This is a genomic window from Streptomyces humi, assembly GCF_001005085.2.
Taxonomy (GTDB): domain Bacteria; phylum Actinomycetota; class Actinomycetes; order Streptomycetales; family Streptomycetaceae; genus Streptomyces; species Streptomyces humi.
This window is the reverse complement of sequence record NZ_LBMU02000101.1, coordinates 62,691-86,451: the sequence shown is the minus strand read 5'-3', so window position 1 is coordinate 86,451 and position 23,761 is coordinate 62,691. Positions and strand designations below refer to the sequence as shown.

The 23,761-nt window shown below is 71.9% G+C and carries 25 protein-coding genes; 8 read left to right on the top strand and 17 right to left on the bottom strand.

What is annotated here, in order from left to right:
• Positions 1 to 24 precede the first annotated feature (24 nt).
• Positions 25 to 501, bottom strand: coding sequence for a hypothetical protein (locus AAW13_RS38765; RefSeq protein WP_240528861.1), 477 nt, complete (start codon positions 499 to 501; stop codon positions 25 to 27).
• 105 nt (positions 502 to 606) lie between these two features.
• Here AAW13_RS38765 and AAW13_RS38760 point away from each other — a divergent pair, with 105 nt between their 5' ends.
• Entirely contained in the window at positions 607 to 3,198 is a 2,592-nt protein-coding gene (locus AAW13_RS38760; protein ID WP_046730508.1) for a DUF6185 family protein, read from the top strand.
• A 66-nt stretch (positions 3,199 to 3,264) separates the two neighbouring features.
• Here AAW13_RS38760 and AAW13_RS38755 read toward each other — a convergent pair whose 3' ends face one another.
• From AAW13_RS38755 to sigE, 5 genes are all read right to left on the bottom strand, one after another.
• Positions 3,265 to 3,936, bottom strand: a complete 672-nt coding sequence (locus AAW13_RS38755) for a hypothetical protein (protein WP_046730509.1) — start codon at positions 3,934 to 3,936, stop codon at positions 3,265 to 3,267.
• 223 nt (positions 3,937 to 4,159) lie between these two features.
• Positions 4,160 to 4,603, bottom strand: coding sequence for a sec-independent translocase (locus AAW13_RS38750; RefSeq protein ID WP_046730510.1), 444 nt, complete (start codon positions 4,601 to 4,603; stop codon positions 4,160 to 4,162).
• Between the two features lie 201 nt (positions 4,604 to 4,804).
• Complete coding sequence (locus AAW13_RS38745) at positions 4,805 to 6,172, bottom strand: trypsin-like peptidase domain-containing protein (protein WP_063777072.1); 1,368 nt, start codon at positions 6,170 to 6,172, stop codon at positions 4,805 to 4,807.
• 147 nt (positions 6,173 to 6,319) lie between these two features.
• Positions 6,320 to 7,273 (bottom strand): anti-sigma factor family protein, encoded by a 954-nt coding sequence (locus tag AAW13_RS38740; protein WP_071659824.1) that lies wholly within the window; start codon positions 7,271 to 7,273, stop codon positions 6,320 to 6,322.
• Positions 7,270 to 7,986, bottom strand: coding sequence for an RNA polymerase sigma factor SigE (gene sigE, locus AAW13_RS38735; RefSeq protein ID WP_079179141.1), 717 nt, complete (start codon positions 7,984 to 7,986; stop codon positions 7,270 to 7,272). Before sigE ends, AAW13_RS38740 begins: the two co-directional genes overlap by 4 nt.
• Before the next feature lie 235 nt (positions 7,987 to 8,221).
• Between sigE and AAW13_RS38730 the strand changes: the two genes are divergently transcribed.
• Complete coding sequence (locus AAW13_RS38730; RefSeq protein WP_079179140.1) at positions 8,222 to 8,920, top strand: O-methyltransferase; 699 nt, start codon at positions 8,222 to 8,224, stop codon at positions 8,918 to 8,920.
• An 81-nt stretch (positions 8,921 to 9,001) separates the two neighbouring features.
• Here AAW13_RS38730 and AAW13_RS38725 read toward each other — a convergent pair whose 3' ends face one another.
• On the bottom strand, positions 9,002 to 9,169 hold the full coding sequence (locus tag AAW13_RS38725) for a DUF3117 domain-containing protein (protein ID WP_069751535.1): 168 nt from the start codon (positions 9,167 to 9,169) through the stop codon (positions 9,002 to 9,004).
• 379 nt (positions 9,170 to 9,548) lie between these two features.
• Here AAW13_RS38725 and chcB point away from each other — a divergent pair, with 379 nt between their 5' ends.
• Complete coding sequence (gene chcB / locus AAW13_RS38720) at positions 9,549 to 10,352, top strand: 2-cyclohexenylcarbonyl CoA isomerase (RefSeq protein WP_046730514.1); 804 nt, start codon at positions 9,549 to 9,551, stop codon at positions 10,350 to 10,352.
• Between the two features lie 87 nt (positions 10,353 to 10,439).
• Here chcB and AAW13_RS38715 read toward each other — a convergent pair whose 3' ends face one another.
• Positions 10,440 to 11,027: a DNA-3-methyladenine glycosylase I gene (locus tag AAW13_RS38715; RefSeq protein WP_046730515.1), complete on the bottom strand. Its 588-nt coding sequence runs from the start codon at positions 11,025 to 11,027 to the stop codon at positions 10,440 to 10,442.
• The gene (locus tag AAW13_RS38710) at positions 11,024 to 11,392 is read right to left on the bottom strand and encodes a DivIVA domain-containing protein (protein WP_046730516.1); all 369 of its coding nucleotides are present in this window, start codon (positions 11,390 to 11,392) and stop codon (positions 11,024 to 11,026) included. The genes AAW13_RS38715 and AAW13_RS38710 overlap by 4 nt, the downstream gene beginning before the upstream one ends.
• 160 nt (positions 11,393 to 11,552) lie before the next feature.
• Here AAW13_RS38710 and folP point away from each other — a divergent pair, with 160 nt between their 5' ends.
• Entirely contained in the window at positions 11,553 to 12,413 is an 861-nt protein-coding gene (gene folP, locus AAW13_RS38705) for a dihydropteroate synthase (RefSeq protein WP_046730517.1), read from the top strand.
• Between the two features lie 88 nt (positions 12,414 to 12,501).
• Here the strand turns inward: folP and AAW13_RS38700 are convergent, their stop codons facing one another.
• A complete protein-coding gene (locus AAW13_RS38700; RefSeq protein WP_046730518.1) occupies positions 12,502 to 13,260 on the bottom strand; it encodes an LOG family protein in 759 nt (252 codons plus the stop codon).
• Positions 13,261 to 13,396: 136 nt separating this feature from the next.
• Positions 13,397 to 14,476 (bottom strand): succinyl-diaminopimelate desuccinylase, encoded by a 1,080-nt coding sequence (gene dapE / locus AAW13_RS38695; protein WP_046730519.1) that lies wholly within the window; start codon positions 14,474 to 14,476, stop codon positions 13,397 to 13,399.
• A gap of 104 nt (positions 14,477 to 14,580) precedes the next feature.
• Here dapE and AAW13_RS38690 point away from each other — a divergent pair, with 104 nt between their 5' ends.
• Together AAW13_RS38690 and AAW13_RS38685 are read left to right on the top strand one after the other, a co-directional pair.
• Positions 14,581 to 15,588 (top strand): VldE C-terminal domain-containing protein, encoded by a 1,008-nt coding sequence (locus tag AAW13_RS38690; RefSeq protein ID WP_206306353.1) that lies wholly within the window; start codon positions 14,581 to 14,583, stop codon positions 15,586 to 15,588.
• A 270-nt stretch (positions 15,589 to 15,858) separates the two neighbouring features.
• The gene (locus AAW13_RS38685) at positions 15,859 to 16,281 is read left to right on the top strand and encodes a hypothetical protein (protein WP_046730521.1); all 423 of its coding nucleotides are present in this window, start codon (positions 15,859 to 15,861) and stop codon (positions 16,279 to 16,281) included.
• Positions 16,282 to 16,417: 136 nt separating this feature from the next.
• Here the strand turns inward: AAW13_RS38685 and AAW13_RS38680 are convergent, their stop codons facing one another.
• Positions 16,418 to 17,512 (bottom strand): bifunctional succinyldiaminopimelate transaminase/glutamate-prephenate aminotransferase, encoded by a 1,095-nt coding sequence (locus AAW13_RS38680; protein ID WP_046730522.1) that lies wholly within the window; start codon positions 17,510 to 17,512, stop codon positions 16,418 to 16,420.
• A 140-nt stretch (positions 17,513 to 17,652) separates the two neighbouring features.
• The gene (gene fdxA, locus AAW13_RS38675; RefSeq protein WP_046730523.1) at positions 17,653 to 17,979 is read right to left on the bottom strand and encodes a ferredoxin; all 327 of its coding nucleotides are present in this window, start codon (positions 17,977 to 17,979) and stop codon (positions 17,653 to 17,655) included.
• Between the two features lie 140 nt (positions 17,980 to 18,119).
• Here fdxA and AAW13_RS38670 point away from each other — a divergent pair, with 140 nt between their 5' ends.
• The gene (locus AAW13_RS38670; RefSeq protein ID WP_046730524.1) at positions 18,120 to 19,124 is read left to right on the top strand and encodes a GNAT family N-acetyltransferase; all 1,005 of its coding nucleotides are present in this window, start codon (positions 18,120 to 18,122) and stop codon (positions 19,122 to 19,124) included.
• Between the two features lie 221 nt (positions 19,125 to 19,345).
• Positions 19,346 to 20,203 carry a transglutaminase-like domain-containing protein gene (locus tag AAW13_RS38665; RefSeq protein ID WP_046730525.1) on the top strand — a complete coding sequence of 286 codons (858 nt, stop codon included), beginning with the start codon at positions 19,346 to 19,348 and terminating at the stop codon, positions 20,201 to 20,203.
• A 17-nt stretch (positions 20,204 to 20,220) separates the two neighbouring features.
• Here the strand turns inward: AAW13_RS38665 and AAW13_RS38660 are convergent, their stop codons facing one another.
• The 4 genes from AAW13_RS38660 to AAW13_RS38645 are packed head-to-tail and all read right to left on the bottom strand — an operon-like array spanning position 20,221 to position 23,706.
• Entirely contained in the window at positions 20,221 to 20,835 is a 615-nt protein-coding gene (locus tag AAW13_RS38660) for a response regulator transcription factor (protein ID WP_046730526.1), read from the bottom strand.
• Positions 20,832 to 22,031 carry a sensor histidine kinase gene (locus tag AAW13_RS38655; protein ID WP_046730535.1) on the bottom strand — a complete coding sequence of 400 codons (1,200 nt, stop codon included), beginning with the start codon at positions 22,029 to 22,031 and terminating at the stop codon, positions 20,832 to 20,834. The genes AAW13_RS38660 and AAW13_RS38655 overlap by 4 nt, the downstream gene beginning before the upstream one ends.
• A gap of 5 nt (positions 22,032 to 22,036) precedes the next feature.
• The gene (locus AAW13_RS38650; protein ID WP_046730527.1) at positions 22,037 to 22,777 is read right to left on the bottom strand and encodes an ABC transporter permease; all 741 of its coding nucleotides are present in this window, start codon (positions 22,775 to 22,777) and stop codon (positions 22,037 to 22,039) included.
• Positions 22,774 to 23,706 (bottom strand): ABC transporter ATP-binding protein, encoded by a 933-nt coding sequence (locus AAW13_RS38645; RefSeq protein ID WP_046730528.1) that lies wholly within the window; start codon positions 23,704 to 23,706, stop codon positions 22,774 to 22,776. Before AAW13_RS38645 ends, AAW13_RS38650 begins: the two co-directional genes overlap by 4 nt.
• Between the last annotated feature and the right edge of the window lie 55 nt (positions 23,707 to 23,761).

Below are 23,761 nucleotides of genomic sequence, written 5' to 3'. Positions count from 1 at the left end.
GTACGACGCGGGGGCGCCGGGCCGTCATGGGCGCGGCGGCCCCTCCGGCCGCCGGCCGCTCCCCGGGCACAGGTCCTGCGTGAGGCACAGCATGAGCACCTGGTAGGAGCCTTCTCCGGACTCGCCGCCCCGACCCTCCAGGGCGTGCGGCAGGAAGCGCCACTGCGTGGCCTTGATGTGCCGGGTGCCGTCCGCCTTCTCCACGTGCGCGTGCAGCGTGCGGGCCGCGGAGTCGTTCGTCTCCACCAGCACCTCGTCCGCTGCGACCGGAAAATGATCGTGCAGCAGGCAGAGGCCGAATCGGTTCAGGTTGCCGTGTCTGGCCAGCACCGCCGCCAGATCACGGACGAACTCCGCGTCCTCCGGCCCCAGTGGTTCGGCTTCTTCGAAGTGCGGAAGTGACGATCCCGCCGCGGAAACGTTTATGTCCGTCATAATTCCTCCGTCAACCACTTGACGGTCATCGGATTCCATTATCAGCTCCTGGCTGCTTTCCTTCAATTCCGCAGACTGGGGCGAAGGAGTGGGCGCGGCTCTTCGTCTGCGTGTCCGTGCAGGTCACCCCGGACACCGTCACTAAATTCCTCCGCCGGAGGTGGCTGTGCGATGAGGAGTGTCCGATGGTGGCGACTGCTGTCGCTGCTGGTCCTGACCGTCGTGTGGTGGGGGTGCGGCTCCGCGGAGGCGCACCAGATAATGCACGAGGACTGCCAGGAGAAGCAGCTCCATGGCACGGTGGACGCCACGATCCGTTTCCGTCAGCACGGCAGAAATTTCGTCGAAGTGTCCTCCGACATGACGGTCGAGGTTCCCGTTCGGGAATGGAGCATGGCGAACCAGCTGACTTTCAGCGAAAATTCCGCCGGCTACCGGAAAGCAATGCACTGCCTGCTGCGCGGGCCGGACAACGAACTGCGCAAGACCGAATGGCGGCCCAGCGATCCTGTCGCCACCTCGAACGGCGACAGGGTGCAGGTGTTTTACAGGTCCATCACCTGGATCAGGGCCCATCAGGATTACCGGCTCGGCCCCTGGGAGATCAAGAGACCTCGGAACAACGGCACGAAATGGGAGGTCTACCTCCGGCCGACGACACTGCGGAACTCCCGATGGAGCGTCGAGGCCGAGTTGGGTGACCTCGACTTCGAACACTACGGCCAGACATCGTTCGTCGACAGGACCACGGTGACGTGGACCACGAAGACACCCGGAGGTATCTGTCCCGGGAAATGCATCGAAGTGGATCTGCCCTGGCATCGGTCCTTCCCCCTCATGTGGGACCAGTCGATCTGGAAACCGGCAGGCATCGCCACCTGGTGGGTGTTCGCCTCCGGGGTGCTGGCCCTGGCCGCCCGGCGCGCCCGGCGTCCGTACGGGTCCCCCTCCGTCGCGACACCCGGGCCCGTCCGTCGGATCGGCATGTTCGGAGGAGAGCAGGGCCTCGCACAACCGGTTCTGCAATGGGCGCTGCTCAGCGTCGCGGTCGCCCTGACGCTGCTGCTGTTCCTCCACAGCCCGGAGCCCGACAACCCGGGGCCCCAGATGCTCGTCTGCATCGCTGTCGGCCTGACCCTGATCCTCGTCGCCCGCCCCTGGCACCGCCCCGCGACCCCGAGAACCCAGGAGCCCGACGACTCCGCGGGCCGGCGGCGCCGCCAGGCGTACACCGTCATCGGGTTCGCCACGGTCGTGGCGGCGGCGGGCATCCTGGTGATCCTCGACCACGGACTCTTCGACCTGCCCGCACACCTGGTCTTCCCGAAACCGGAGGCGCCGGACGCCCTGGGCACGGCCGGGTACGTCCTCGCGGGCCTGGCGACGGTGTGGCTGTGGCTGGCCGCCGTGTCCGCCTGGGCCTGGCGCTTCGCCCGCGAAGGCGGACTGGTCCCCGCCGCCTGGTCCCGCAGGTGGGACGAACGGCCGGTGCTCTGCGTCACGGCCGTCGCAGCCCTGCTCGCGCTGATCGCCGGGGGTCTCCTCTGGAGTCTCCTCTGGGCCACCGGCAATCAATGGAAACGCGCGACCTGGCTCATCGACGGGAACAGCCCCGCAGCGCGTGGGAACTACGTCGGGAAGAACCTGGCGAACTTCTCGTCCACGGAACTCACCTGGATCTTCGCCTACAGCTGGTTCCTGGCCGGCATCGCACTCCTCGCCCTGCTGAAACTCCACTTCACCGCTCAACGGGCCCGAGTGAGCAGCGAGATGGACTACATCCCCTTCGGACCCGACAAGCCCGACCTCCTGCTGCTCGCCGCCCTGTTCTCCCTGACCGTGGGCATGCGGGGGGCCAAATTCGCCAGCAACAACGCGCAGTACGGCATCTGGTTCGTACTGAACATCCTCTCGCTCTTCGCGGTCCTCGCCGCGGGGCGACGCTGGTCGGTGCTGAGCAGGACGGGATACCTCTTTCACATGCACAGACCAGGAGCCAACAACCGGGGCGAACTGATGGAGAAGGTCCACCAGTACCGCAATCTCAACCATCAGCTGAAACTGGCGGATCAGGGGCGCGCCGGCGGCGTGACGTACGAGGAACTGGAGGAGCAGCTTCGCGGGCTGCGCCGCTGGCTGGTCGAGAGGTGCCTCAAGAAGAGTCCGCCGTGCTCGATTTCCATCCTGGACGTCGCTCTGGCCTGGGGGCCGGAGACCCACTGGTGGCACAATGCGCGACAGGGCGCTCGCCTGGCGTTCTGCTTCGGGATTCCGGCGAGTTTCATCCTGATCTACGTCGAGTCGCACGACCGGTACAACGGGCAGCAACTCCCCTTCGAGCCCACCGCGGTTCCGAACCTCGTCGCCGGGCTCATCACCTTTCAGACGGCGTGGGCCGGCGCCGGATTCGTCCTCGGTGCTCTCTGGCGTCTGCTGCCGGGCCGCCACAGCACCGTCCGGGCGTGGAGCCTCACCTTCGCCTACGTCATGCCGGCCGCGCTGGCCGCTCTCTTCACCAGGTTCGTCGACTCGAACCCCGCCATGCTGCTCCTGTACTCCCTGGTCATGCTGTTCATCCTCACGCTCACCGGCCTCTGGATGGACACCTGGACACTGAAGGAGGAACGGCAGTACTGGCCGAGCCGCTTCGCTCTCCTGGTCTCGATCCACCGGCTGCGCGGCATGTCCGGAACGGTCGCCTATCTCCTCGCCCAGCTCGTGGCGGTGGTGGCGATCCTGAAGGGGTTCATCACGATCCCCTGAGGGACCGCGGAAGCGGACTCCGCAGCCGCCCCACCTCCTCGGAGCGCGGGGCGGTGACCGGTGGCCTCAGGCGTACGTCGTGATGTCCTTGATCATCGCGAAGCCGAGGCCGTACGCGCTCATGCCGCGCCCGTACGCCCCCAGGTGCACGCCCTCGGAGGTCGACCCGGCGAGGACCCAGCCGAACTCCGACTCCCGGTAGTGGAACGGGGTGGCCACCCCGTCCACCGGCAGCGAGAGCGTCGACCACTCCGGGCCGCTCAGTTCGTCGGCCAGCTCCCACGCCGTCTCGGTCTGCTGGTCCAGCCAGTCGTCCCGCAGGCTGTGGTCCATCTGCCCCGGCCAGGTGAAGGACAGCAGCCCGACCCCCGCCAGCCATGCGGCCGACGACACGGACGTGGCCTCCAGCAGGCCCGTTCCGTCGGCGCTGCGCCGGGACGGGCTGGCCGCGACGGTCACCACGACCGCGAACTTCTCGCGCGGCTCACCGACGGACGCGGCCAGGTGCTCGTTGCGCACCGACGGCTCGTCCCCGTGCCCGATCGACCCGTGCTCCACCGCGCCGTCGGCGGCCGCACCCACCTGCATCAGCCAGCGCGGCCCCGTGAACGCCTCGTCGAGGCCGTACCAGGGGAAGGGCGCCTCAAGGTAGCCGTCGACCGTACGGCGGGCGGAGAGGAACTGCTGTCCGCCCTCCGTGGCCGGTGCCTGTCCGTCCACCCGACTTGTCGTCTCCATCTGGGACGCCTCCTAGCTCTCGTCGGTCCGGGGCGGCCCGCCCCCCTTCGGGCGCACTCGTCCGGTCCGCACAACAACTCGGCAGCATATCGACACCGCTGGGACCAGCAGCGAAACCGCCCGGCGGGTGGGTCGCGCGGGCGGCTCGATCAGGCCTCGAGCGGCGCGTGCGCGGTATGAAACGCGTCACGTACGCCGCTCGTGTCCCGGGGTCCGGTGCTGCTCAGGTGGCGTCCGCGTCGAACGGCGGACGGTCGTCCTTGCCGGGGTCCTCCGGCTTCTTCGTCATGTCGATCCGGCCGCCCGCGGAACCGCTGCCCGAGGAGGAACCGGCCGAGTCGGCCTCGCGGCTGTGCACCGCGTCGGTGACCTCGGCCATCTCCTTCTTCAGGTCGAAGCCGTTGCGGATCTCCTTCAGCCCCAGCTCGTCGTTGTCCAGGTGCTTGCGGATGAAGGTCTTCGGGTTGAGGTCCTCGAGTTCGAAGTCCTTGAACTCCGGGCCGAGTTCCTGCCGGATGTCTTCCTTGGCGCTCTCCGAGAACTCCCGGATCTTGCGGATGGTCCGCATGACGTCCTGGATGACTTTCGGGAGCTTGTCCGGACCGAAGACGAGCACGGCGAGCACAATGATCGTCACCAGCTCGAGTGGTCCTATGTCATTGAACACCTGAAGCTCCTTGCGATGTCCTCGGTCCTCGGCCCTCCGGTCGCTGTTGCGGGTGTTCCGTGGTCCGGGCCGGGTCCACGGTACCCGCCGTACCTGTCCGACCGGTACCGTCCCGAGGTGTCCGGCTCCGCGTGTACGACCGGTTTTCCGGGTTGTTTGCCTAGTCGGGGCACGGGCGCGGTCCTGCCTGTGAGGTTTCTGTCAGTTCCTGTCGGAAGTCCCGTCGGTGGAACCCAGGACGAGCGTGAGCCGCTTCGCGGTGCCGGCGCGTTCGACGGTGAGGCTCAGCCGGTCCCCCGGCCGGTGGGCACGGGTGCGGACGATCAGTTCCGCACCGGAGTGCACGGGGCGTCCGTCGACCCCGGTGACGACGTCGCCGGGCCGCAGGCCCGCCCGCGCGCCGGGGCCGCCCTCGGCGACGGCGGGTCCGCCGTCGGCGGCCTCGGCGTCGATCCGGGCGCCGTCGCCCGGGTAGTCCATGTCGAGGGTGATCCCGATGACCGGGTGGGTGGCGCGACCGGTGGCGACGAGTTCGGCGGCGACGCGTTCGGCCTGGTTGATCGGGATGGCGAACCCGAGCCCCGTCGGACCGGGGTGCCCGTCGCCCGGTCCGCCGTCCACGCCGTCCACGCCGTCCCCGCCGTCGGCGGACAGGATCGCGGAGTTGACCCCGACGGCGCGGGCGTGCGCGTCGAGCAGCGGGCCGCCGGAGTCGCCCGGGTTGACCGGCGCGTCGGTCTGGAGCGCGTCGACGTACGACACGTCGGTGCCGTCGGCACTCGCGCCGTCCTCGCCGCCCGAGGCGATGGGCCGTTCCCTGGCGCTGATGACCCCGGCGGTGACCGTGCCGGGCCGGTCGAAGGGGGCGCCGATGGCGACGACCGGGTCGCCGACGCGGACCGTGTCGGAGTTGCCGAGCGGCAGCGGGGTCAGGCCGCGGACGCCGTGTACCTGGACGACCGCGAGGTCGTAGCCGGTGTCCCGGCCGACGACGGTGGCGCGGGCGGCGGCCCCGTCGCTGAACGTCACGGACAGCCGGCCGCCCGCGGCGACGGCGGGGGCCACGACGTGGTCGGCGGTGAGTATGTGTCCGCGGGTGTCGAGGACGAACCCGGTGCCGGTGGTCCGCCGGTCGGTGCCGGTGGCCTGGAGGGTGACCACGCTGGGCAGCGCCCGCGCGGCGATCCCGGCGACGCTGCCCGGCGGCCTGCCGTGCGGCGGCGGGCCGGGCCGGGGCAGCTCCACGGTCTCCACGCCGCCGGTGCGCTCCAGGTAGGCCCCGATCAGCCCGCCGGCCGTGCCGGAGGCCACCGCGAGCACCAGCGCGCCCGCGACGAGGGTGCGCCGGCTCCGGTCAGCACGCTGCCGTTCCCCGGTTCCGAAGAGTTCCTGGACGCCGTCGCCCGGGGCCGGCGCCGGTCGGGCGCGCCCGAGGGCGTCCGCGGTGCCCGGTGCGGCCGGTGCCGCTTCCCCGGCCCGCTCGGCCGGTGCCGCTTCCCCGGCCCGCTCCCCCGCGGCGGGCACCGCGTCGCCGGGTGTCGCCGGTGACGTCGGTGTCCTCTCGTCCATGGTCTCTCCGCGGGCTGACCGCGGCCCCGTGCGCGGGCGGGGGCGCGGAAGGTGGGCTCCCTGCCCGGAGGGGTCTCACGGGCATGGCTGGCTCACAGGATTCAACCAGGTTCGCGGGTCGCCGCGCAGTGGCCGTTCGACAGGTGGTCAGTGGGCCGCGCGGGTTGCGGAGGGGGAGGGAGCGGAGGTGGTGTCGGGGACGGGTGCGGCGAGCAGGGCGGTGCCGGTGGCCTCGGGGGTGGCGGTCCACGAGGTGAGCGAGAAGGGCGCGTTGGTGGTGAGCGGTCGTATCAGCGGGGAGACCGCGGCCGCGCCGGCCATCACCGGGGCGGTCAGTTCCCGCAGCGGCTGCTGTGCGGCGGCCGGGGAGGGGACGCCGGGCAGCAGCGGGGCGGACACCGAGGTGGGTGCGGCGGCCGTGTCGCCGAGCAGGGTGCCGGACGACAGCAGGGGGCTGACCGAGCGGCGGCGCTGCGAGTCGGCGGTGCCGGCCGTGCCCGCGCCGGCGGTACCGGCCGGGGCCACGTTGCCTCCGCCGGTGGAGCGGGCGTCGGCGGCCGGGGAGCCGGGCAGGCCCGCGGTGACCCCGCCGAGGGCGACGGCGGCCAGCGAGACCGCGCCGGCGGCCACGAACGCGAACCGCATGCCGAACGAGGCGGAGCGGTCGCTGTCCGGACGGCCGACGGGGTGGATGCGGAAGCCCCGTCCGGCGGCCGCCGCCGGGTCGTGCGGCCGGGCGGGGACGTAGCCGAACTCGAAGCGGTCGTCCCGGCGCACACCGAAGACCCCGCTGTCGGTACGGCGCCCCGAGGGACCGCTGCCGAACGGCGAGCCGCCGTCGCTGTCACCGCCCGCGGGCAGCCCCTGGAGGCGGGCCAGGAAACTCTCCGAGGGCGGCGGCGGGGCCGCCTCGGCGAAGACGTTCTTCAGCGCGCGCTGGGCGTCCGCCTCGGCCTTGCACCTGGCGCAGGTCGCCAGGTGGGCCAGGACACGCTCACGCGACTCATGGCCGAGTTCTCCGTCCACGAGGGCGGAGAGTCGGTCTCCCAGGTGCTGCTCGGCGAACTGTCGCCCGGCGGGTTTCGGTCGTGATCCACTCACGCGGTCGCGCCCCCTCCTCCCAGTGCGGCAACACGGGGCACGAAGGAGCGGCGCTCGGCCTTGCGGGCCTGCGGCGAGCGGTGCGCCAGGGCCTTGCGCAGCTGGGAGCGGCCACGGTGGATGCGGGAGCGGACCGTGCCGAGCTTGACGCCGAGGGTCGCGGCGATCTCCTCGTACGAAAGGCCCTCGATGTCGCACAGGACGACGGCGGCCCGGAACTCGGGCGCGAGGGTGTCCAGCGCCTGCTGGACGTCGGCGTCGAAGTGCGCGTCGTTGAAGGCCTGCGAGGGGGTGGGCTCGCGGCTGGGCAGGCGCTCGGCCGCGTCCTCGCCGAGGGCGTCGAAGCGGATGCGCTGCTTGCGGCGGACCATGTCGAGGAACAGGTTGGTGGTGATGCGGTGCAGCCAGCCCTCGAAGGTGCCCGGCGAATAGGTGGACAGGGAGCGGAAGACGCGGACGAAGACCTCCTGGGTGAGGTCCTCGGCGTCGTGCTGGTTACCGGTGAGGCGGTAGGCCAGGCGGTAGACGCGGCCGCTGTGTGTGCTGACGATCTCCTCCCACGTGGGCGGAGTCCATGCCTGCCCGTCCGCGTCGGTGGAGAAGGTCGCGGTCCGGTCCTCGCCCGTGGCGAGAGCGTCGGCGTGGCTGGGGTCAGCAGCGGTGTCGTTCACGGATTTCGGCCTGCCCGCCGACCCGAGGAAGCGCCGTAGCACTCCGCCCCGGTCCTCAGGCGCGGCCGCACCTCCCCTGTCGGCTCTGGTGGTGTCCAGTGGAGCCCCTACCATAGCCACCTCGCCCGTTAGCACCGGATAAGCGGTTTTACGAGAATTTGATCTGTGCTGATCCGGCTCGTCCGGCCGGGTCGGCAGGTGATCGACCACCGTCTCGTCGCCGTGATCCATTCGTGTCCCCCCGCCCTGTCTTCCATCCCTCTAAACGCCTGGTCCCATCAGCAGGTTCCCGGCGCCAACGGATACAGTCACGCCCAGGCAACCACGGGGACAGGAGAGGGTCATTACCGGCAACCGGCAGACGAGCTGGGCGTTCGCCGACGCCTTTGTCGCCGAGGACGAGGCGCTGCGCTGGGCCCGGGACCGGGCCCGCGAGGCAGGGCTGCGCTCGGTGTCGCCCGGCACGGGCGCCGCGCTGCGCATGCTCGCCGCCTCCGTGGACGCCAAGGCGGTCGCCGAGATCGGTACCGGTTGCGGGGTGTCGGGGATGCACCTGCTGCACGGCATGCGGCCGGACGGCGTGCTGACCACCGTGGATCCCGAGCCGGAGCACCAGCAGTTCGCCCGGCAGGCCTTCCGTGCCTGCGGGTTCGCCAGCAACCGGGCCCGCTTCATCCCCGGCCGCGCCCTCGATGTACTTCCCCGCCTCGCGGACGCCGGCTACGACCTGGTCTTCTGCGACGGCGACCGCCAGGAGTACTCCGACTATCTCGCCGAATCGTTGCGTCTTCTGCGCACCGGTGGCCTGGTGGTCTTCGAGGGCGTCTTCGCCAACGGGCGTACCGTCGACTCCGGCCCGCAGCCCACCGAGGTGCTGCGGCTGCGCGAACTGCTGCGCACGGTCCGTGAGACCCAGGAGCTGGTGCCGTCGCTGCTGCCGGTGGGCGACGGACTGCTGTGCGCGGTCAAGCGATAGCTCCCGGAGGACCCGGGTACGGCGACGCCCCGGCACCGCTTACGATGCCGGGGCGACCGAAAGGGTATGGTCGCTGACGCTTCAGCCGACGACGTTCTTGAGGGCGTCGGCGAGCGCCGCGGCCTCGTCAGGGGTCAGCTCGACGACGAGCCGACCGCCGCCTTCGAGCGGAACGCGCATGACGATGCCCCGCCCCTCCTTGGTCACCTCGAGCGGGCCATCACCCGTCCGCGGCTTCATGGCCGCCATGCTCGTTCCCCTTCCTGACAACAGCTCATCGTCTACCGACGGCCCTGGAGGGCACGCGTGATCCTCACGGGACACGCGACACCGGCATCGAACACATTGCTTCCAAGCCATTATCCCGCATCTCAGGACCCGATGACCAACATCAGTCGGCATCGCTTGGGCAACGCGCGCGAGCAAAACCACTCAATTCGGCGATGTGACTGCGATACTTCGCCGCCGCCCGTCCTTACGCCGACCGAGTCGGCTCCGGTTTTCTTTGACGCAGGTCACACGTCGGGTCCGGCGCGCGGACGACGATCTCCGCCATGCTGTCCTTCGGACATCGACGTACTGAGCGGTACGTCAGCCGCGACGACGCAGACGACGGAGGGGACGCACCATGACCGACACCGTGCTCTACGAGGTGACCGACGGGCTCGCGACGATCACGCTCAACCGCCCCGAGGCGATGAACGCGCTGAACATCGCGACGAAGGAGGCCCTGCGGGACGCCGCGCGGGAGGCGGCGGCGGACCCGGCCGTCCGGGCGATCCTGCTGACCGCGGCCGGGGACCGGGCGTTCTGCGTGGGCCAGGACCTCAAGGAGCACATCACGCTGCTGGCGTCCGACCGGGAGACGGGTGCGGGGCAGACGATGACGACGGTGCGGGAGCACTACAACCCGATCGTGCGGGCGCTGGTGGGGGCGCCGAAGCCGGTGGTCGCCGCCGTCAACGGGGTCGCCGCCGGTGCCGGGTTGGGGTTCGCGCTGGCCGCGGACTACCGGGTGGTGGCCGACACGGCCGCTTTCAACACGTCGTTCGCGGGGGTGGCGCTGACCGCGGACTCCGGGGTGTCGTGGACGCTGCCCCGGGTGGTGGGGCCGGGGCGCGCCGCCGACCTGCTGCTCTTCCCCCGGAGCATCGGCGCGCAGGACGCGTTCGAGCTGGGCATCGCGAACAAGGTCGTGCCGTCGGCCGAGCTGCGAGCCGAGGGCGAGAAGGTCGCGCGGAAGCTGGCCGAGGGGCCGACGGTCGCCTATGCGGCGCTGAAGGAGGCGGTGGCCTACGGGCTCACGCACTCCCTCGACGAGACGCTCGACAAGGAGGACGAGCTCCAGACGCGGGCGGGGGCCTCCGAGGATCACGGGATCGCGGTGCAGGCGTTCGTGAACAAGGAGAAGCCCAAGTACCTGGGACGCTGAGAGAGGGGGCGGGGAGCACCGTCGCGGACCGCGGGTGCGTGGGAGCTGGTCGCGCGGTTCCCCGCGCCCCTTCAGGCGCGCTGTCCCTTACGGGGCTTTCCGGGCCACGCACGTGTCCAAGTGGTCGTTGACCAGGCCGCACGCCTGCATGAGGGCGTAGGCCGTCGTCGGGCCGATGAAGCGCAGGCCGCGCTTCTTCAGGGCCTTGGAGAGGGCCGTCGACTCGGCGGTGACCGCCTGGACGTCGGAAAGGGTCTTCGGGACCGGATACGTCCCCGGTGCCGGGGCGTGGGACCAGATCAGTTCGTCCAGCTCGCCCGGTGCCCACTCCGACAGGACCTGTGCGTTGGCCATCGTCGCGTCGATCTTGAGTCTGTTGCGGATGATGCCTGGGTCGGCCAGCAGGCGCTCGCGGTCCTCGTCGGTGAAGGCGGCCACCTTGTCGATCTGGAAGCCCGCGAACGCGGCACGGAAGCCGGGGCGGCGGCGCAGGATCGTGATCCAGGAGAGACCCGACTGGAAGGCTTCCAGGCTGAGACGTTCGTAGAGGGCGTCGTCGCCGTGGACCGGGCGGCCCCACTCCTCGTCGTGGTACGCGACGTAGTCCTCGGTGGACAGGGCCCAGGGGCAGCGCAGTCCGCCGTCCGGGCCGGCCACGGCCGTTCCGTCGGTCATGCGCGGCCGTCCTGCTCAGGCTTGTCCAGGGACGTCCGCGGGGCGTGCCCGGGGTGCGGCGCGGCCTGGGCGCCGGCCAGTGCGGACTCCAGGTCGGCGATCCGGGCGTCCCGCTCCGCGAGCTCGGCGCCGAGGCGGCTGAGCGCGTCGTCGACGTCGGCCATGCGGTATCCGCGCGGGGCGAGCGGGAAGCGCAGGCTCTCCACGTCGCCCCGGTGCACCGGGCGGTCCGGGGGCAGCGGGTCCTGGAGTCGCTCGGGCGCCACCTCGGGCAGCGGTCCGCTCTCGCCGCCGCCCACCACGGAGAGCGTGACCGCGGCGACCACGACCGCGAGCGCGACGACCAGGAACAGGAACATAACCATCGCGGTGGCCCCCAGGCTCGATGAAGCTCGGTGCAGCAGCACTCATTGTGCTCAGTGTGCTCGGTGTCGAATGTGTCTGGGTCCGATCGTGCCATGCGAGTCTGACAGTTAGGGTCGCAGGCGGCCGTACCGAAGGACTTACTACGAGAGGTCACAGGGGATGCTCAGGCTGGGCAGGCGGGAATTCGGGCCGGACGAGCCGGTGATCATGGCCATCGTGAACCGGACGCCGGACTCCTTCTACGACCAGGGGGCGACCTTCCGTGACGAGCCTGCCCTCGCGCGCGTGGAGCACGCGGTCGCGGAAGGCGCCGCGATCATCGACATCGGCGGGGTGAAGGCCGGCCCCGGCGAGGAGGTCAGCGCCGAGGAGGAGGCCCGCAGGACCGTCGGGTTCGTCGCGGAGGTGCGCAGGCGCTTCCCGGACGTCGTGATCAGTGTGGACACCTGGCGGGCGTCGGTCGGCGAGGCCGTCTGCGAGGCCGGGGCGGATCTGCTGAACGACGCGTGGGGCGGGGTGGATCCCGGTCTGGCCGAGGTCGCGGCGCGGTACCGGGTGGGGCTGGTGTGCACGCACGCGGGCGGGGCCGAGCCACGGACCCGGCCGCACCGGGTGACGTACGACGACGTGGTGGCCGACATCCTGCGGGTGACCCTGGGGCTGGCCGAGCGGGCCGTCGCTCTCGGGGTGCCCCGGGAGTCCGTGCTGATCGATCCGGGGCACGACTTCGGCAAGAACACACGGCACAGCCTGGAGGCGACACGGCGGCTGGGCGAGATGGTGGAGACGGGGTGGCCGGTGCTGGTCTCGCTGTCCAACAAGGACTTCGTGGGCGAGACGCTGGACCGGCCGGTCAAGGAGCGGGTGATCGGCACGCTGGCCACCACGGCGGTGTCGGCGTGGCTGGGGGCGCGGGTGTACCGGGTGCACGAGGTGGCGGAGACCCGGCAGGTGCTGGACATGGTGGCGTCGATCGCCGGGCACCGGCCTCCGGCGGTGGCCCGGCGCGGGCTGGCGTGACCCCGGTGCGCGGCCCGGCCTCCGGGACCGCCCGCCACCCGGCCCGGCCGGTCGAGGAGCCGACCGGGCCGGGTGATCGGCACGCCGCCTAGCGGGCCGCTTCCTTCGAGACCAGGCCGACCGCTTCCGCCACGTCGTCCGTGACGTGGAACAGGAGGAGGTCCTTCTCCGCCGCCTTGCCCTGGGCGACCAGCGTGTTGGTGAGCCAGTCGACCAGACCGCCCCAGTACGCGCTGCCGAACAGCACGATCGGGAAGCGGGTGACCTTCTGGGTCTGGACGAGGGTGAGCGCCTCGAAGAGCTCGTCGAGGGTGCCGAGGCCGCCGGGCAGCACCACGAAGCCCTGCGCGTACTTGACGAACATCATCTTCCGCACGAAGAAGTACCGGAAGTTGAGGCCGATGTCGACGTAGGGGTTGAGCCCCTGCTCGAAGGGGAGCTCGATGCCGAGGCCGACGGAGACGCCGCCCGCTTCGAGGGCGCCCTTGTTGGCCGCCTCCATCGCGCCCGGACCACCGCCCGTGATGACGGCCCAGCCCGCCTCGACCAGCCCGCGGCCCAGCCGCACCCCCGCGTCGTACTCGGGCGACTCCACCGGCGTCCGCGCGGATCCGAACACGCTGATCGCGGGCGGGAGTTCGGCGAGCGTGCCGAAGCCCTCGATGAACTCCGACTGGATGCGCAGCACCCGCCAGGGGTCGGTGTGGACCCAGTCCGAGGGACCACCGGCGTCCAGCAGCCGCTGGTCCGTCGTGCTCGGGGTCACCTGGCCGCGCCGTCGGAGGACCGGTCCCAGGCGCTGCTCGTCCGGCGGCACCTTCTTCCCCTCGGGGTTCCCGGTAGGCATATGTGCGCTCCCTCCGCTTGCAGGTCTTTCCGCTTCAGCGTAGATCCACGCGGGTTACGCGCGCGGGACGTCGGCGTGTCGGGTGCGCAGCGCGCCTGTGCCGGTGTGCCCGCGACGGTGTCCGCCGCCGCGTCCGTCAGCTCGTCAGCCAGGCGCGCAGCCGCTCCTCGCCCGCCAGGATCTTCCCGGTCTCCACCCTTTCGTCCCGCTTGTGCGCCAAGTGCGGGTTGCCGGGGCCGTAGTTGACCGCCGGGACGCCGAGGGCCGAGAAACGGGAGACGTCGGTCCAGCCGTACTTGGGCATGGGCGTGCCGCCGACCGCCTCGATGAAGGCCGCCGCCGCCGGGTGGGAGAGGCCGGGCAGCGCGCCGGGGCTGTGGTCGTCGATCACGAACTCCTCGACCCCGCAGTCGGCGAAGACCTCGCGGACGTGCTCGATCGCCTCGGCCTCCGACCGGTCGGGCGCGTACCGGAAGTTGACGGTCACCACGCACTCGTCGGGGATGACGTTGCCCGCCACACCGCCCGAGATGCCGACCGCGTTGAGGCCCTCCCGGTACTCCAGGCCGTCGATGACGGGGTAGCGGGGCTCGTACGAGGCGAGGCGGGCCAGGATCGGGGCGGCCGCGTGGATCGCGTTGGAGCCCATCCAGGAGCGCGCCGAGTGCGCGCGCTCCCCCTTGGTCCTCAGCAGCACCCGCAGGGTGCCCTGGCAGCCGCCCTCGACCTCGCCGTCGGACGGTTCGAGGAGGACCGCGAAGTCGCCCGCCAGCCACTCGGGGCGGGCCTCGGCGACATGCTTGAGGCCGTTGAGGTCGGCGGCGACCTCCTCGTTGTCGTAGAAGACGAAGGTCAGGTCGCGGTTGGGCGCCGGGACGGTGGCCGCGATGCGCAGCTGGACGGCGACGCCCGACTTCATGTCACAGGTGCCGCAGCCCCACAGCACGCCGTCCTCGTCGAGACGGGAGGGGACGTTGTCGGCGATCGGGACGGTGTCGATGTGGCCGGCCAGCACGACCCGCTCGGCGCGGCCCAGGTGCGTACGGGCCACCACGTTGTTGCCGTACCGGTCGACCGTCAGGTGCGGCAGCGCGCGCAGCGCGGTCTCGATCGCGTCCGCGAGCGGCTTCTCCGTCCCGCTCTCCGAACGGAAGTCGACGAGTCGCGCGGTCAGCGCGGCGGCGTCCAGCGTGAGGTCAAGCGAGGTGTCGGCCATGACCTCGACCTTAGGGCCTGCCCGGCGCGCGCCACGCTGAGGGCTGTCTCACAGGCTTCCCGACACTGCGGTGACCCCCTCGTACTCTCCAGTATGTTGTACGCGTGCCAGAGCCGTCCCCCATCCGCCCCAAGCGTCGCGGCCGTGTCCTGCGTTTCGTGTCGGGCCTGCTCATCCTGTGCGCCGTCGGTGCCTATCTGGTGGTCCAGTACGTCACCGGAGGCGGTGGCGCCGAGGGCTGCAAGGTCGTGTCGGGCCGAAGCGACGACAGGTCGTACGAGTTCACTCCCGAGCAGGCGGTGAACGCGGCGACGATCGCCGCCGTCGGCACCGGGCGCGGTATGCCCGAGCGCGCGGTGGCCATCGCCCTGGCCACCTCGATCCAGGAGTCGGGGCTGCGCAACATCGAGCACGGCGACCGGGATTCGCTGGGCCTGTTCCAGCAGCGGCCCTCGCAGGGCTGGGGCACCAGGCGGCAGATCCTCGACCCGGCGTACGCGGCGGGCATGTTCTACGCCCATCTGGCCAAGGTGCCGGACTACGAGACGCTGCCGCTGACGGTGGCCGCGCAGCGCGTGCAGCGCAGCGGCTACCCGGAGGCGTACGCCAAGCACGAGACCGACGCCTCGTTGCTCGCGGCGGCGCTGACCGGGCAGGCTGCGGCCACGCTGACCTGCGACGGCCGGCCGGCGGCGGCCACCGCGAAGGCGGCGGCGACGGCGACCGGTCCGGACGCGGTGAGGACCGCGCTGGTACGGGACTTCGGGCGGGACGCGGTGGAGGAGGCCGGCGCCGAGGTGAGCGGGACGTCCGCGAAGTCGCCGGCGCCGACGCCGACCGTGAGCGCCACCGCGCACGGGCGGACGGTGACCGTGCCGGTGCCCGAGGGCGGGAAGAAGGACAAGTCGGGGCGCACCGAGAGCGAGCGCGGCTGGCAGCTGGCCCACTGGGCGGTGGCCAACTCCTCGGCGCTGCACATCCAGCGGGTGTCGTACGCCGGCCGGGAGTGGGCCGCGGGAAGCACCGACAGCCAGTGGCGGCCGGCCGCGGCGCGGGGCACGGGCGGCGCGGAGAAGTCCGCGGGGTCGGTCCGGATCGTGACCGGGCAGTAGTTCGGGAGCTCACTCCGGCGGGTCAGCCGGGACAGGTCGTGTACGTGGTGTGCCCACGCATGCGCGCGGACCCGTGCGCATGCGTGGAATCCCTTGGGAACACCGGGCCGTAAGGATTCTGCGCGGCCGCGTCGCCTGATGCTCTTTGCCCGTTTTTATCCACACCCGATAATGCGACGCGTTATCAATTCTTTACCTTGGGCCTCCGCAACCTTCGCGGGCTTCGAGCGGTAGTCACGGCGATCACGTCCTCCCGTCGAATGGAGCATCATGTCCCTGCCTCTGACCCGCCGGATCGCCCGTGCCGCGCTGCTCGTCGCAGCGGGAGCGGCTGCCGGGGTCGGTGCGGCCGGCTCCGCCAGCGCGGCCCAGAGTCTGCCGGCCGCCACCCCGAACCTGGGCGGTCTGACCGCCCTGGACGGGGCGAGCGTCGGCACCGCCGCCGACGGCGCGGCGCAGCACGTCACCGGGGTTCTCGGCCACACCGGCGGCGCGGCGGTCCAGTCGGCGGTGCCGGCCGCGGGCAGGACCGGCGGCAAGGCCGTCAACAAGGCGGCACCGATGGTGCAGCGTGCCGCGGGTGACGCGGCCGGATCCGCCGGCGGGCTGCTGGGCGGCACGGCGGCCACGGCGACCAAGGGCGGGCTGCCGACGGGCGGGCTGCCGGTGAAGGGTCTGCCGCTGGGCGGCTGACGCCGTAGCGCCGGTGAGTCGAGCAGGGGCCCGGGGTTCCTCCCGGGCCCCTGCTCGTTGTGCGTCGAGTGCGGGCCGGTGGGGGCCGGACGCGCGGTTCCCCGCGCCCCTGACGGGACGCCTCAGGCGAGGTTGGTCAGGAAAGGCGCTGTACGGCCGCTCGTACGCGTTCGTCCGTCGCCGTCAGGGCCACGCGGACGAAGTTCCGGCCCGCCTCGCCGTAGAAGTCGCCCGGGGCCACCAGGATGCCTCGCTCGGCCAGGTGGGCGACCGTCTGCCAGCAGGACTCGTCCCGTGTCGCCCACAGGTAGAGGCTCGCCTCGCTGTGCTCGATGCGGAAGCCGTGGGACAGCAGGGCCTCGCGGAGGACGGCACGGCGGGACGCGTAGCGCTCCCGCTGCTCCTGCACGTGGGTGTCGTCGGAGAGGGCCGCCACCACCGCCGCCTGGGTCGGGGCCGACGTCATCATGCCGCCGTGCTTGCGGATCTCCAGGAGGGGCCCCAGGACCGCCGGGTCGCCGGCCAGGAAGGCCGCGCGGTAGCCCGCGAGGTTGGAGCGCTTGGAGAGGGAGTGGACGGCCACGACGCCGTCGTAGGAGCCGCCGTTGACGTCCGGGTGCAGGACCGAGACCGGGTCGGCCTCCCAGCCCAGTTCGAGGTAGCACTCGTCGGAGAAGACCAGGACGCCGTGGGCGCGGGCCCAGGCGACGATCTCCGTGAGGTCCCGCTGGGACAGGACCTTGCCGGTCGGGTTGGACGGGGAGTTCAGCCAGAGCAGCTTCAGGCCGTCCGGGTCCAGGTCGCGGGGGTCGTCGTAGACCTCGTGGTCGGCGCGCGCGAGGCGGGCGCCGACCTCGTAGGTGGGGTACGCGAGGCGCGGGTAGGCGACCCGGTCGCCGGGGCCGAGGCCCAGCTGGGTGGGGAGCCAGGCGACCAGTTCCTTGGAGCCGACGATCGGCAGGACGTGGCGGTGCGTGACCTCGCGGGCGCCGAGGCGGCGGCCGACCCAGCCGGTGATCGCGTCGCGCAGCGCCGGGGTGCCCCACACCGTGGGGTAGCCGGGCGAGTCGGCCGCGTCGACGAGGGCCTTCTGGATCAGGTCGGGGACCGGGTCCACCGGGGTGCCGACCGACAGGTCGACGATGCCGTCCGGGTGCGCCGCTGCCGTCTTCTTGTACGGCTCCAGCTTGTCCCAGGGGAAGGTGGGCAGACGGTCGGAGACTGCGGACACGGTGACTTGCTCACTTTCTTCGGGGCGGCGGACGACGCCCGGTACGGCAAACGCCTCGGTCCCGTACGGCGCCGATCGGGCGTGATCAGGCCGTACGGGACCGAGGCGGCACGGTGGTGCGGCGGGGCCGCCGGTGCGGGTTACTCGGCTTCGGCCTGCGGCGGCAGCGCGGCGATGAAGGGGTGGTCGCGCTCGATCAGGCCCAGCTTGCTGGCGCCGCCGGGCGAGCCGAGGTCGTCGAAGAACTCGACGTTGGCCTTGTAGTAGTCCTTCCACTCCTCGGGAGTGTCGTCCTCGTAGAAGATCGCCTCGACCGGGCAGACCGGCTCACAGGCACCGCAGTCGACGCATTCGTCCGGGTGGATGTACAAGGACCGCTGGCCCTCGTAGATGCAGTCGACCGGGCACTCTTCGATGCACGCCTTGTCCTTCACGTCGACACAAGGCTGCGCGATGACGTAGGTCACGCTGTCGTTCCTCCTCGATTGGGCGCCGGCGGGCCTCCGTAGGCTCCGCCGCCTGGCGCGCGGGAGCGCGGCGTCGTCGATGCCCGCCCCTAGTATCTCCGTTCTGGGGCATGATCCGAACAGGAGGGGTGAACTGACCAGTGGAAATCTCTGCCGCAGGACGCTTCGAGGTCCGTATCACCGCTGCTGACGTGGGCAAACGTGTCTCTGTGCGACGTTTGACCGGACATGGCGACACCGCGGAGAAGTTCACCGACACGGTGGGTGTTCTCACATCATGGGACGACGACGGCGTGCTGACGATCACACGGCGGGCCGGCGAGGTCGTCCGGATACCGGAGTCCGCGCTGGTGGCGGGCAAGGTGGTGCCGGCCGCTCCGGCGCGCCGCCGGGGGCCCGCGGCGACGTACGGCGAACTCGCGCGCGTCTCCTCGCGGGGCTGGCGGCCGGTGGAGAGCGAGCGGCTGGGCGAGTGGGAGCTGAGGGCGGCCGGCGGGTTCACCCGGCGGGCCAACAGCGTGCTGCCGCTCGGCGATCCGGGGCTGCCGCTGGACGCGGCGCTGGAGGCCGTACGGCGCTGGTACGGCGCACGGGGGCTGCCCGCCTACGTGCAGACCGCGACCGGCGCCGAGGGCACCCAGGAGCTGCTCTGCGCGGAGCTGGAGCGGCGCGGGTGGGTGCGTGAGGTGAGCGCCGAGCTGTGGACCGGGGGGCTGGCGCCGGTGGCGGACAGCGCGGCGGGGGCGGGTGTGCTGTTCTCCCGGACGGCCGACGAGGCGTGGCTGGGGCGGTACCAGCGCAAGGGCGTGAGCGAGGTCGCGTCGCGGGTGCTGGGCGGCGGGCCGTCGGTGTGGTTCGCGACCGTGCCCGGCGAGCACGGCCCGGCCGCCATCGGGCGGTTGGTGGTGGACGGGCGGTGGGCCGGGTTCGCCGCCGTGGAGGTGGATCCGGCGCTGCGGCGGCGGGGGCTGGCCACGGAGGTCATGGCCGCGCTGGCCCGGCGGGCGCTGGCGGAGGGCGCGTCGGCGGCCTGGCTTCAGGTGGAGACGGACAACGCGGGGGCGCGGGCCCTGTACACCCGGCTGGGCCTGGCGGCGCACCACGCCTATCACCACTACCGCGAGCCGAAACCGACCGACGCCTGAGACCACGGATGCGACACCCGCACTCCGGGAGCGCGGTATCCGGGGCCTGCCTCCTGCTGAGGCTCCGGGAGCGGCTCCTCGGCTTCGGTGCACGTCCCGGGGCCACGGAACGGCTCCTGCCGCTCCGGTCGGCTCCTGGGCCCGAAGCGGCTTCCGGGGCCTCGGTGCGGCTTCTGGGGCATTGAACGGTACGGATCATTCCGGAAGGGCACGAAACAGCTATGCGTCCCCCTCATCCCCCACCCCCTTCGCCGGAACGGGCCGCCGAGGTGCGGCGGCGGTTCGCCGAGGAGGCGCGGTCCGAACGGCCCGATCTGGCGACGTTGTGCCTGCTGCTGGGCGCGGTGGCCGACGGCGGCCTCGACGAGGCCGGCATCGACGCGGCGCAGATGGAACTGGACCGGCTGGCGGGACAGCTGCCCTACCGGCCGGGCGGGCCGCCCGCCTGGGCCACGGCGGCGCGGCGGGTGCTGGGCGAGCGGTTCGGCTTCCGCGGCACCGAGGGGGACTACCAGCGGCTGGAGTCCTCGCTGCTGCACGAGGTGCTGCGGCGGCGGCGCGGGCTGCCGATCCTGCTGTCCGTGGTGTGGCTGGAGGTGGCCCGGCGGGCCGGGGCGCCGGTGTACGGGGTCGCGCTGCCGGGGCACTTCGTGGTCGGCTTCGGGGCGGCTGAGGAGCAGGTGCTGGCCGATCCGTTCGACGGCGGGCGGGTGCTGACCGGGGCGGACGCCGAGCTGCTGGTGGTGGGGGCGGCCGGGGTGCCGCTGGAGCCGGCGATGCTGGAGCCGGCGGATCCCCTGGACGTCGTACGGCGGATCCTCAACAACGTCCGGTCGTGGGCGGCGGCGCGCCCGGAACGGTCGGACGTGGGTCTGTGGTCGGTGGACCTGGCGCTGCTGTTGCCGTCGCATCCGGCGCGACTGCGGTACGAGCGGGCCCGGTTGCTGGTGGAGCGGGGTGAGTTCACCGACGGGGCCGAGGAGTTGGAGGAGTACGCGGAGCTGATCGAGGTGGTCGACGAGGGGGCGGCGGAGAAGGTGCGCGGGGAGGCGCGGTCCGCTCGGGCCCGCCTCAACTGAGCCGGTCCGGGGGGCTGTTACAGCCAGCCCTTCTCCCGGGCGATGCGTACCGCTTCCGCTCTGTTGCGTACCGCGAGTTTCTGGATCGCCGTCGAGAGGTAGTTGCGCACCGTCCCCTGGGAGAGGTGCAGGGCCGTCGCCAGTTCCGCGTTCGTGGAGCCGTCGGCCGCGGCTCGCAGGACCTCTCGTTCGCGGTCGGTCAGCGGGTTGGCGCCCTCCGCCAGGGCCGCCGCCGCGAGGGTGGGGTCGATGACGCGCTCGCCGGCCAGCACCTTGCGGACGGCCTCGGCGAGTTGGGCGGCGGGGGCGTCCTTGACCAGGAACGCGTCGGCGCCCGCCTCCATCGCGCTGCGCAGGTAGCCGGGGCGGCCGAAGGTGGTGAGGACGACCAGTCTGACGGCCGGGAGCGCCTTGTGGAGCTGTGCCGCCGCCTCGATGCCCGTGCAGCCCGGCATCTCGATGTCGAGCAGGGCCACGTCGACGTCGTTCGCCCGCGCCGCGGCCAGCACCTCGTCCCCGCGCGCGACCTGGGCCACGACCTCGATGTCGTCCTCCAGACCCAGCAGGGCGGCCAGTGCCTCGCGGACCATCGACTGGTCCTCGGCGAGGAGGACCTTGATCGTGCTGCTCATGCCCCGGATCCTACGGCCATGCCGGGGGGCAGCGGGATCCGGGCGACCAGCCGGAAGCCGCGCTTGCCACGGGCCGCCTCCAGTGTGCCGCCCGCCTTCTCCAGCCGCTCGGTGAGGCCGGTGAGACCGTTGCCGGGGCCCTTGCCCGAACCGCCCGATCCGTTGTCCTCCACGGCGAGTTCGAGGACCGGGCCGTCCAGGGTCTGCCGGCGCAGCAGCTCCACCGTGCAGGCGGTCGCGCCGCTGTGCCGGACGACATTGGTGACCGCCTCGCGCAGTGCCCACGCGAGGGCGGCCTCGCCGTCCTCGGGCACTCCGGTGAGGTCGGGGTCGGCCGGTATCTCCGCGGTGACCGCGGCGGCGGTCAGGGCGACCTGGGCGCCCGCGAGTTCGGCGGCGAGCCGGGCCCGCCGGTACCCGGTGACCGCCTCCCGGACGTCCACCAGGGCCTGCCTGCTGACCTGTTCGATGTCGGAGACCTGCTGGGCCGCCTTGTCGGGGTGGTCCGGGAGCATCCGGCCCGCCAGTTCGCTCTTCAGCGTGATCAGCGAGAGCGAGTGCCCCAGCAGGTCGTGCAGGTCACGGGCGAGCCGCAACCGCTCCTCGTTGGCCGCCAGTTGGGCGACGGTGGCCCGGGCCTTGCGCAACTCGACGGTGGTGGCGACGAGTTGCCGGATGCCGGTCATCGAGTAGCCGACCAGGAGCACCACCAGGAACAGGCCCCAGGCCTCGTCCAGGTCGTGGGCGTGCCAGCCCGCCAGCATCATGGCGGCGGTCGTGGCCGGGATCGTCCAGTAGGCGACGCGCAGCGGGAAGGTGACCCCGCACATCACGGAGACGTACACGAACAGGCCGAGCCAGGAGCTGCCGAGGCTGAAGGCGAGGACGACCGCCAGCACCCACTGCACGGCGACCGCGACGCTGACGATCCCGCCGCGGAACGGCCGGCCCATCTGGCGGAAGACGATGGCCAGGTAGATCCCGACGAAGGCCGCCAGACCGGTCCAGCCGGCCACCGTGGCGCCGGTGGTGTGGTGGCCGGCGGTCAGGTCTCCGACCGGGGAGGCCAGGAAGACCAGCCAGGGCAGGACCCACACCAGTTTGCGCATCGCCTCGCCCCGGTTGCGGGGCGGCCGGCCGATCCGCACCAGCCGGTCCGCGCGGGCTTCCTCGTCGGGCCGCAGGTCGTCCGTCATCGCGCTCACGCCTTCAGCGTGTCCTTCCGGTACAGCCAGGCCGCGCCGCCGACGAAGAGGGCGAAGAAGACGACGAGGATGGCGATGTCCTGGGCTTTCGGGGCCTGGCTCTGTTCGATGGCCCGTCCCAGGGCAGCGTACGCGTGTGTGGGCAGCCACTTCGCGATGTCCTGGAGCCAGCTCGGGAAGGAGGAGGAGGGCCACCACAGGCCGCCGAGGATCGACAGCCCGAAGTAGGTGATCATCGTGATCGGGCGGACCGCGTCACCACTCGCCAGATACCCGATGGCGACGCCGAGCGCGGCGAAGACCAGGCTGCCGGCCCAGATCGCGCCGGTCAGCGCCAGCCACTGCCAGGCGTCCAGGCGTACGTGCTTGACCGAGGCGGCGACCAGGAAGACGACCACGATGGAGGGCAGGCTCACCACGGCGGCGCTGGCGGTCTTGGCGAGCACGTAGCCGCGTCCGGGCAGGGTGGTCAGCCGCAGCTGCCGTACCCAGCCGCTCTCGCGCTCCTTGGCGATGCGCTCGCTGTTGCCCATCAGGACGGCGGTCAGGGCGCCGAAGGAGGCCATGGAGACCATGACGTACGCGGCGAGCGACAGGCCGGAGTCGTCGATGGTCTGGCTGGTGTCGCCCTGGCTGGCGACCAGCAGGAAGATGATCGAGGGGTAGATCACCGAGAAGAACAGGAACTTGCGGTTGCGCAGGGCGCGGGCGAGTTCCAGCTTGATCAGCGCGTTCATGACTGCTTGGCCTCCTCGGCCTCCGTGATGGCGACGAAAGCCTGCTCCAGACCGAGTCCGGCGACTTCGAGGTTGCGGGGATAGACGCCGAGGGCGTACAGCGCGTGCACGGTGGCGTCGGCGTCGGAGGACTGCATGCGGACCGTCTGGCCGCTGACGTCGACGGCGGTCAGGAAGGGCAGCTCGCGCAGCGGTGCCTCGTCGATCTCGCCCTCCAGGTCGAAGGCGATCCGCCGGGCTCCCGCCCTGGCCTTGATCTCGGCGGCGGTGCCGTCGGCGAGCAGCCGGCCGCGGTGCAGCACCAGCACCCGGTCGGCGATGGCGTCGGCCTCTTCCAGGTAGTGGGTGGCGAACAGGACCGTACGCCCCTGGTCGGCCTGTTCCCGCATGGTGGCCCAGAAGGCCTGGCGGGCGGAGACGTCCATGCCGGTGGTCGGCTCGTCCAGGACGATCAGGTCGCTGTCGCCGGCGGTGGCGAGGGCGAAGCGGACGCGCTGGGCCTGGCCGCCGGAGAGCTTGTTGACCTTGCGGTCGGCGATCGGGGAGATGCCCGCGCGGGCCAGTACGTCGGCCACCTTGTAGGGCTTCGGATGCAGGTCGCAGGCCAGCTTCACCAGCTCCCGCACGGTGACCTCGTCCATCAGGCCGCCGCTCTGGAGCATCGCGCCGACGCGTCCGGCGACGATGGCCTCGCGCGGGCTCGTGCCGAAGACGCCGACCGTGCCGGCGTCGGCCTGCTTGAGGCCGAGCAGCAGGTCGAGCGTGGTCGACTTGCCCGCGCCGTTGGGCCCGAGCAGGGCCACGGTCTCCCCCGGGTACAGCCGCAGCGAGAGCCCGTCGACGGCCCGCACGTCCCCGTAGGTCTTGCTCACTTGGTCGAACCCGACGACCGGGGTTCCGGTGGCCGTCGTCGCCGCTGTCGTTGTCATGCGTCCATGCTGGCCGGGCGAGCCCGGCCGGGGGCAGTGCCGACCGTCCGGAGAG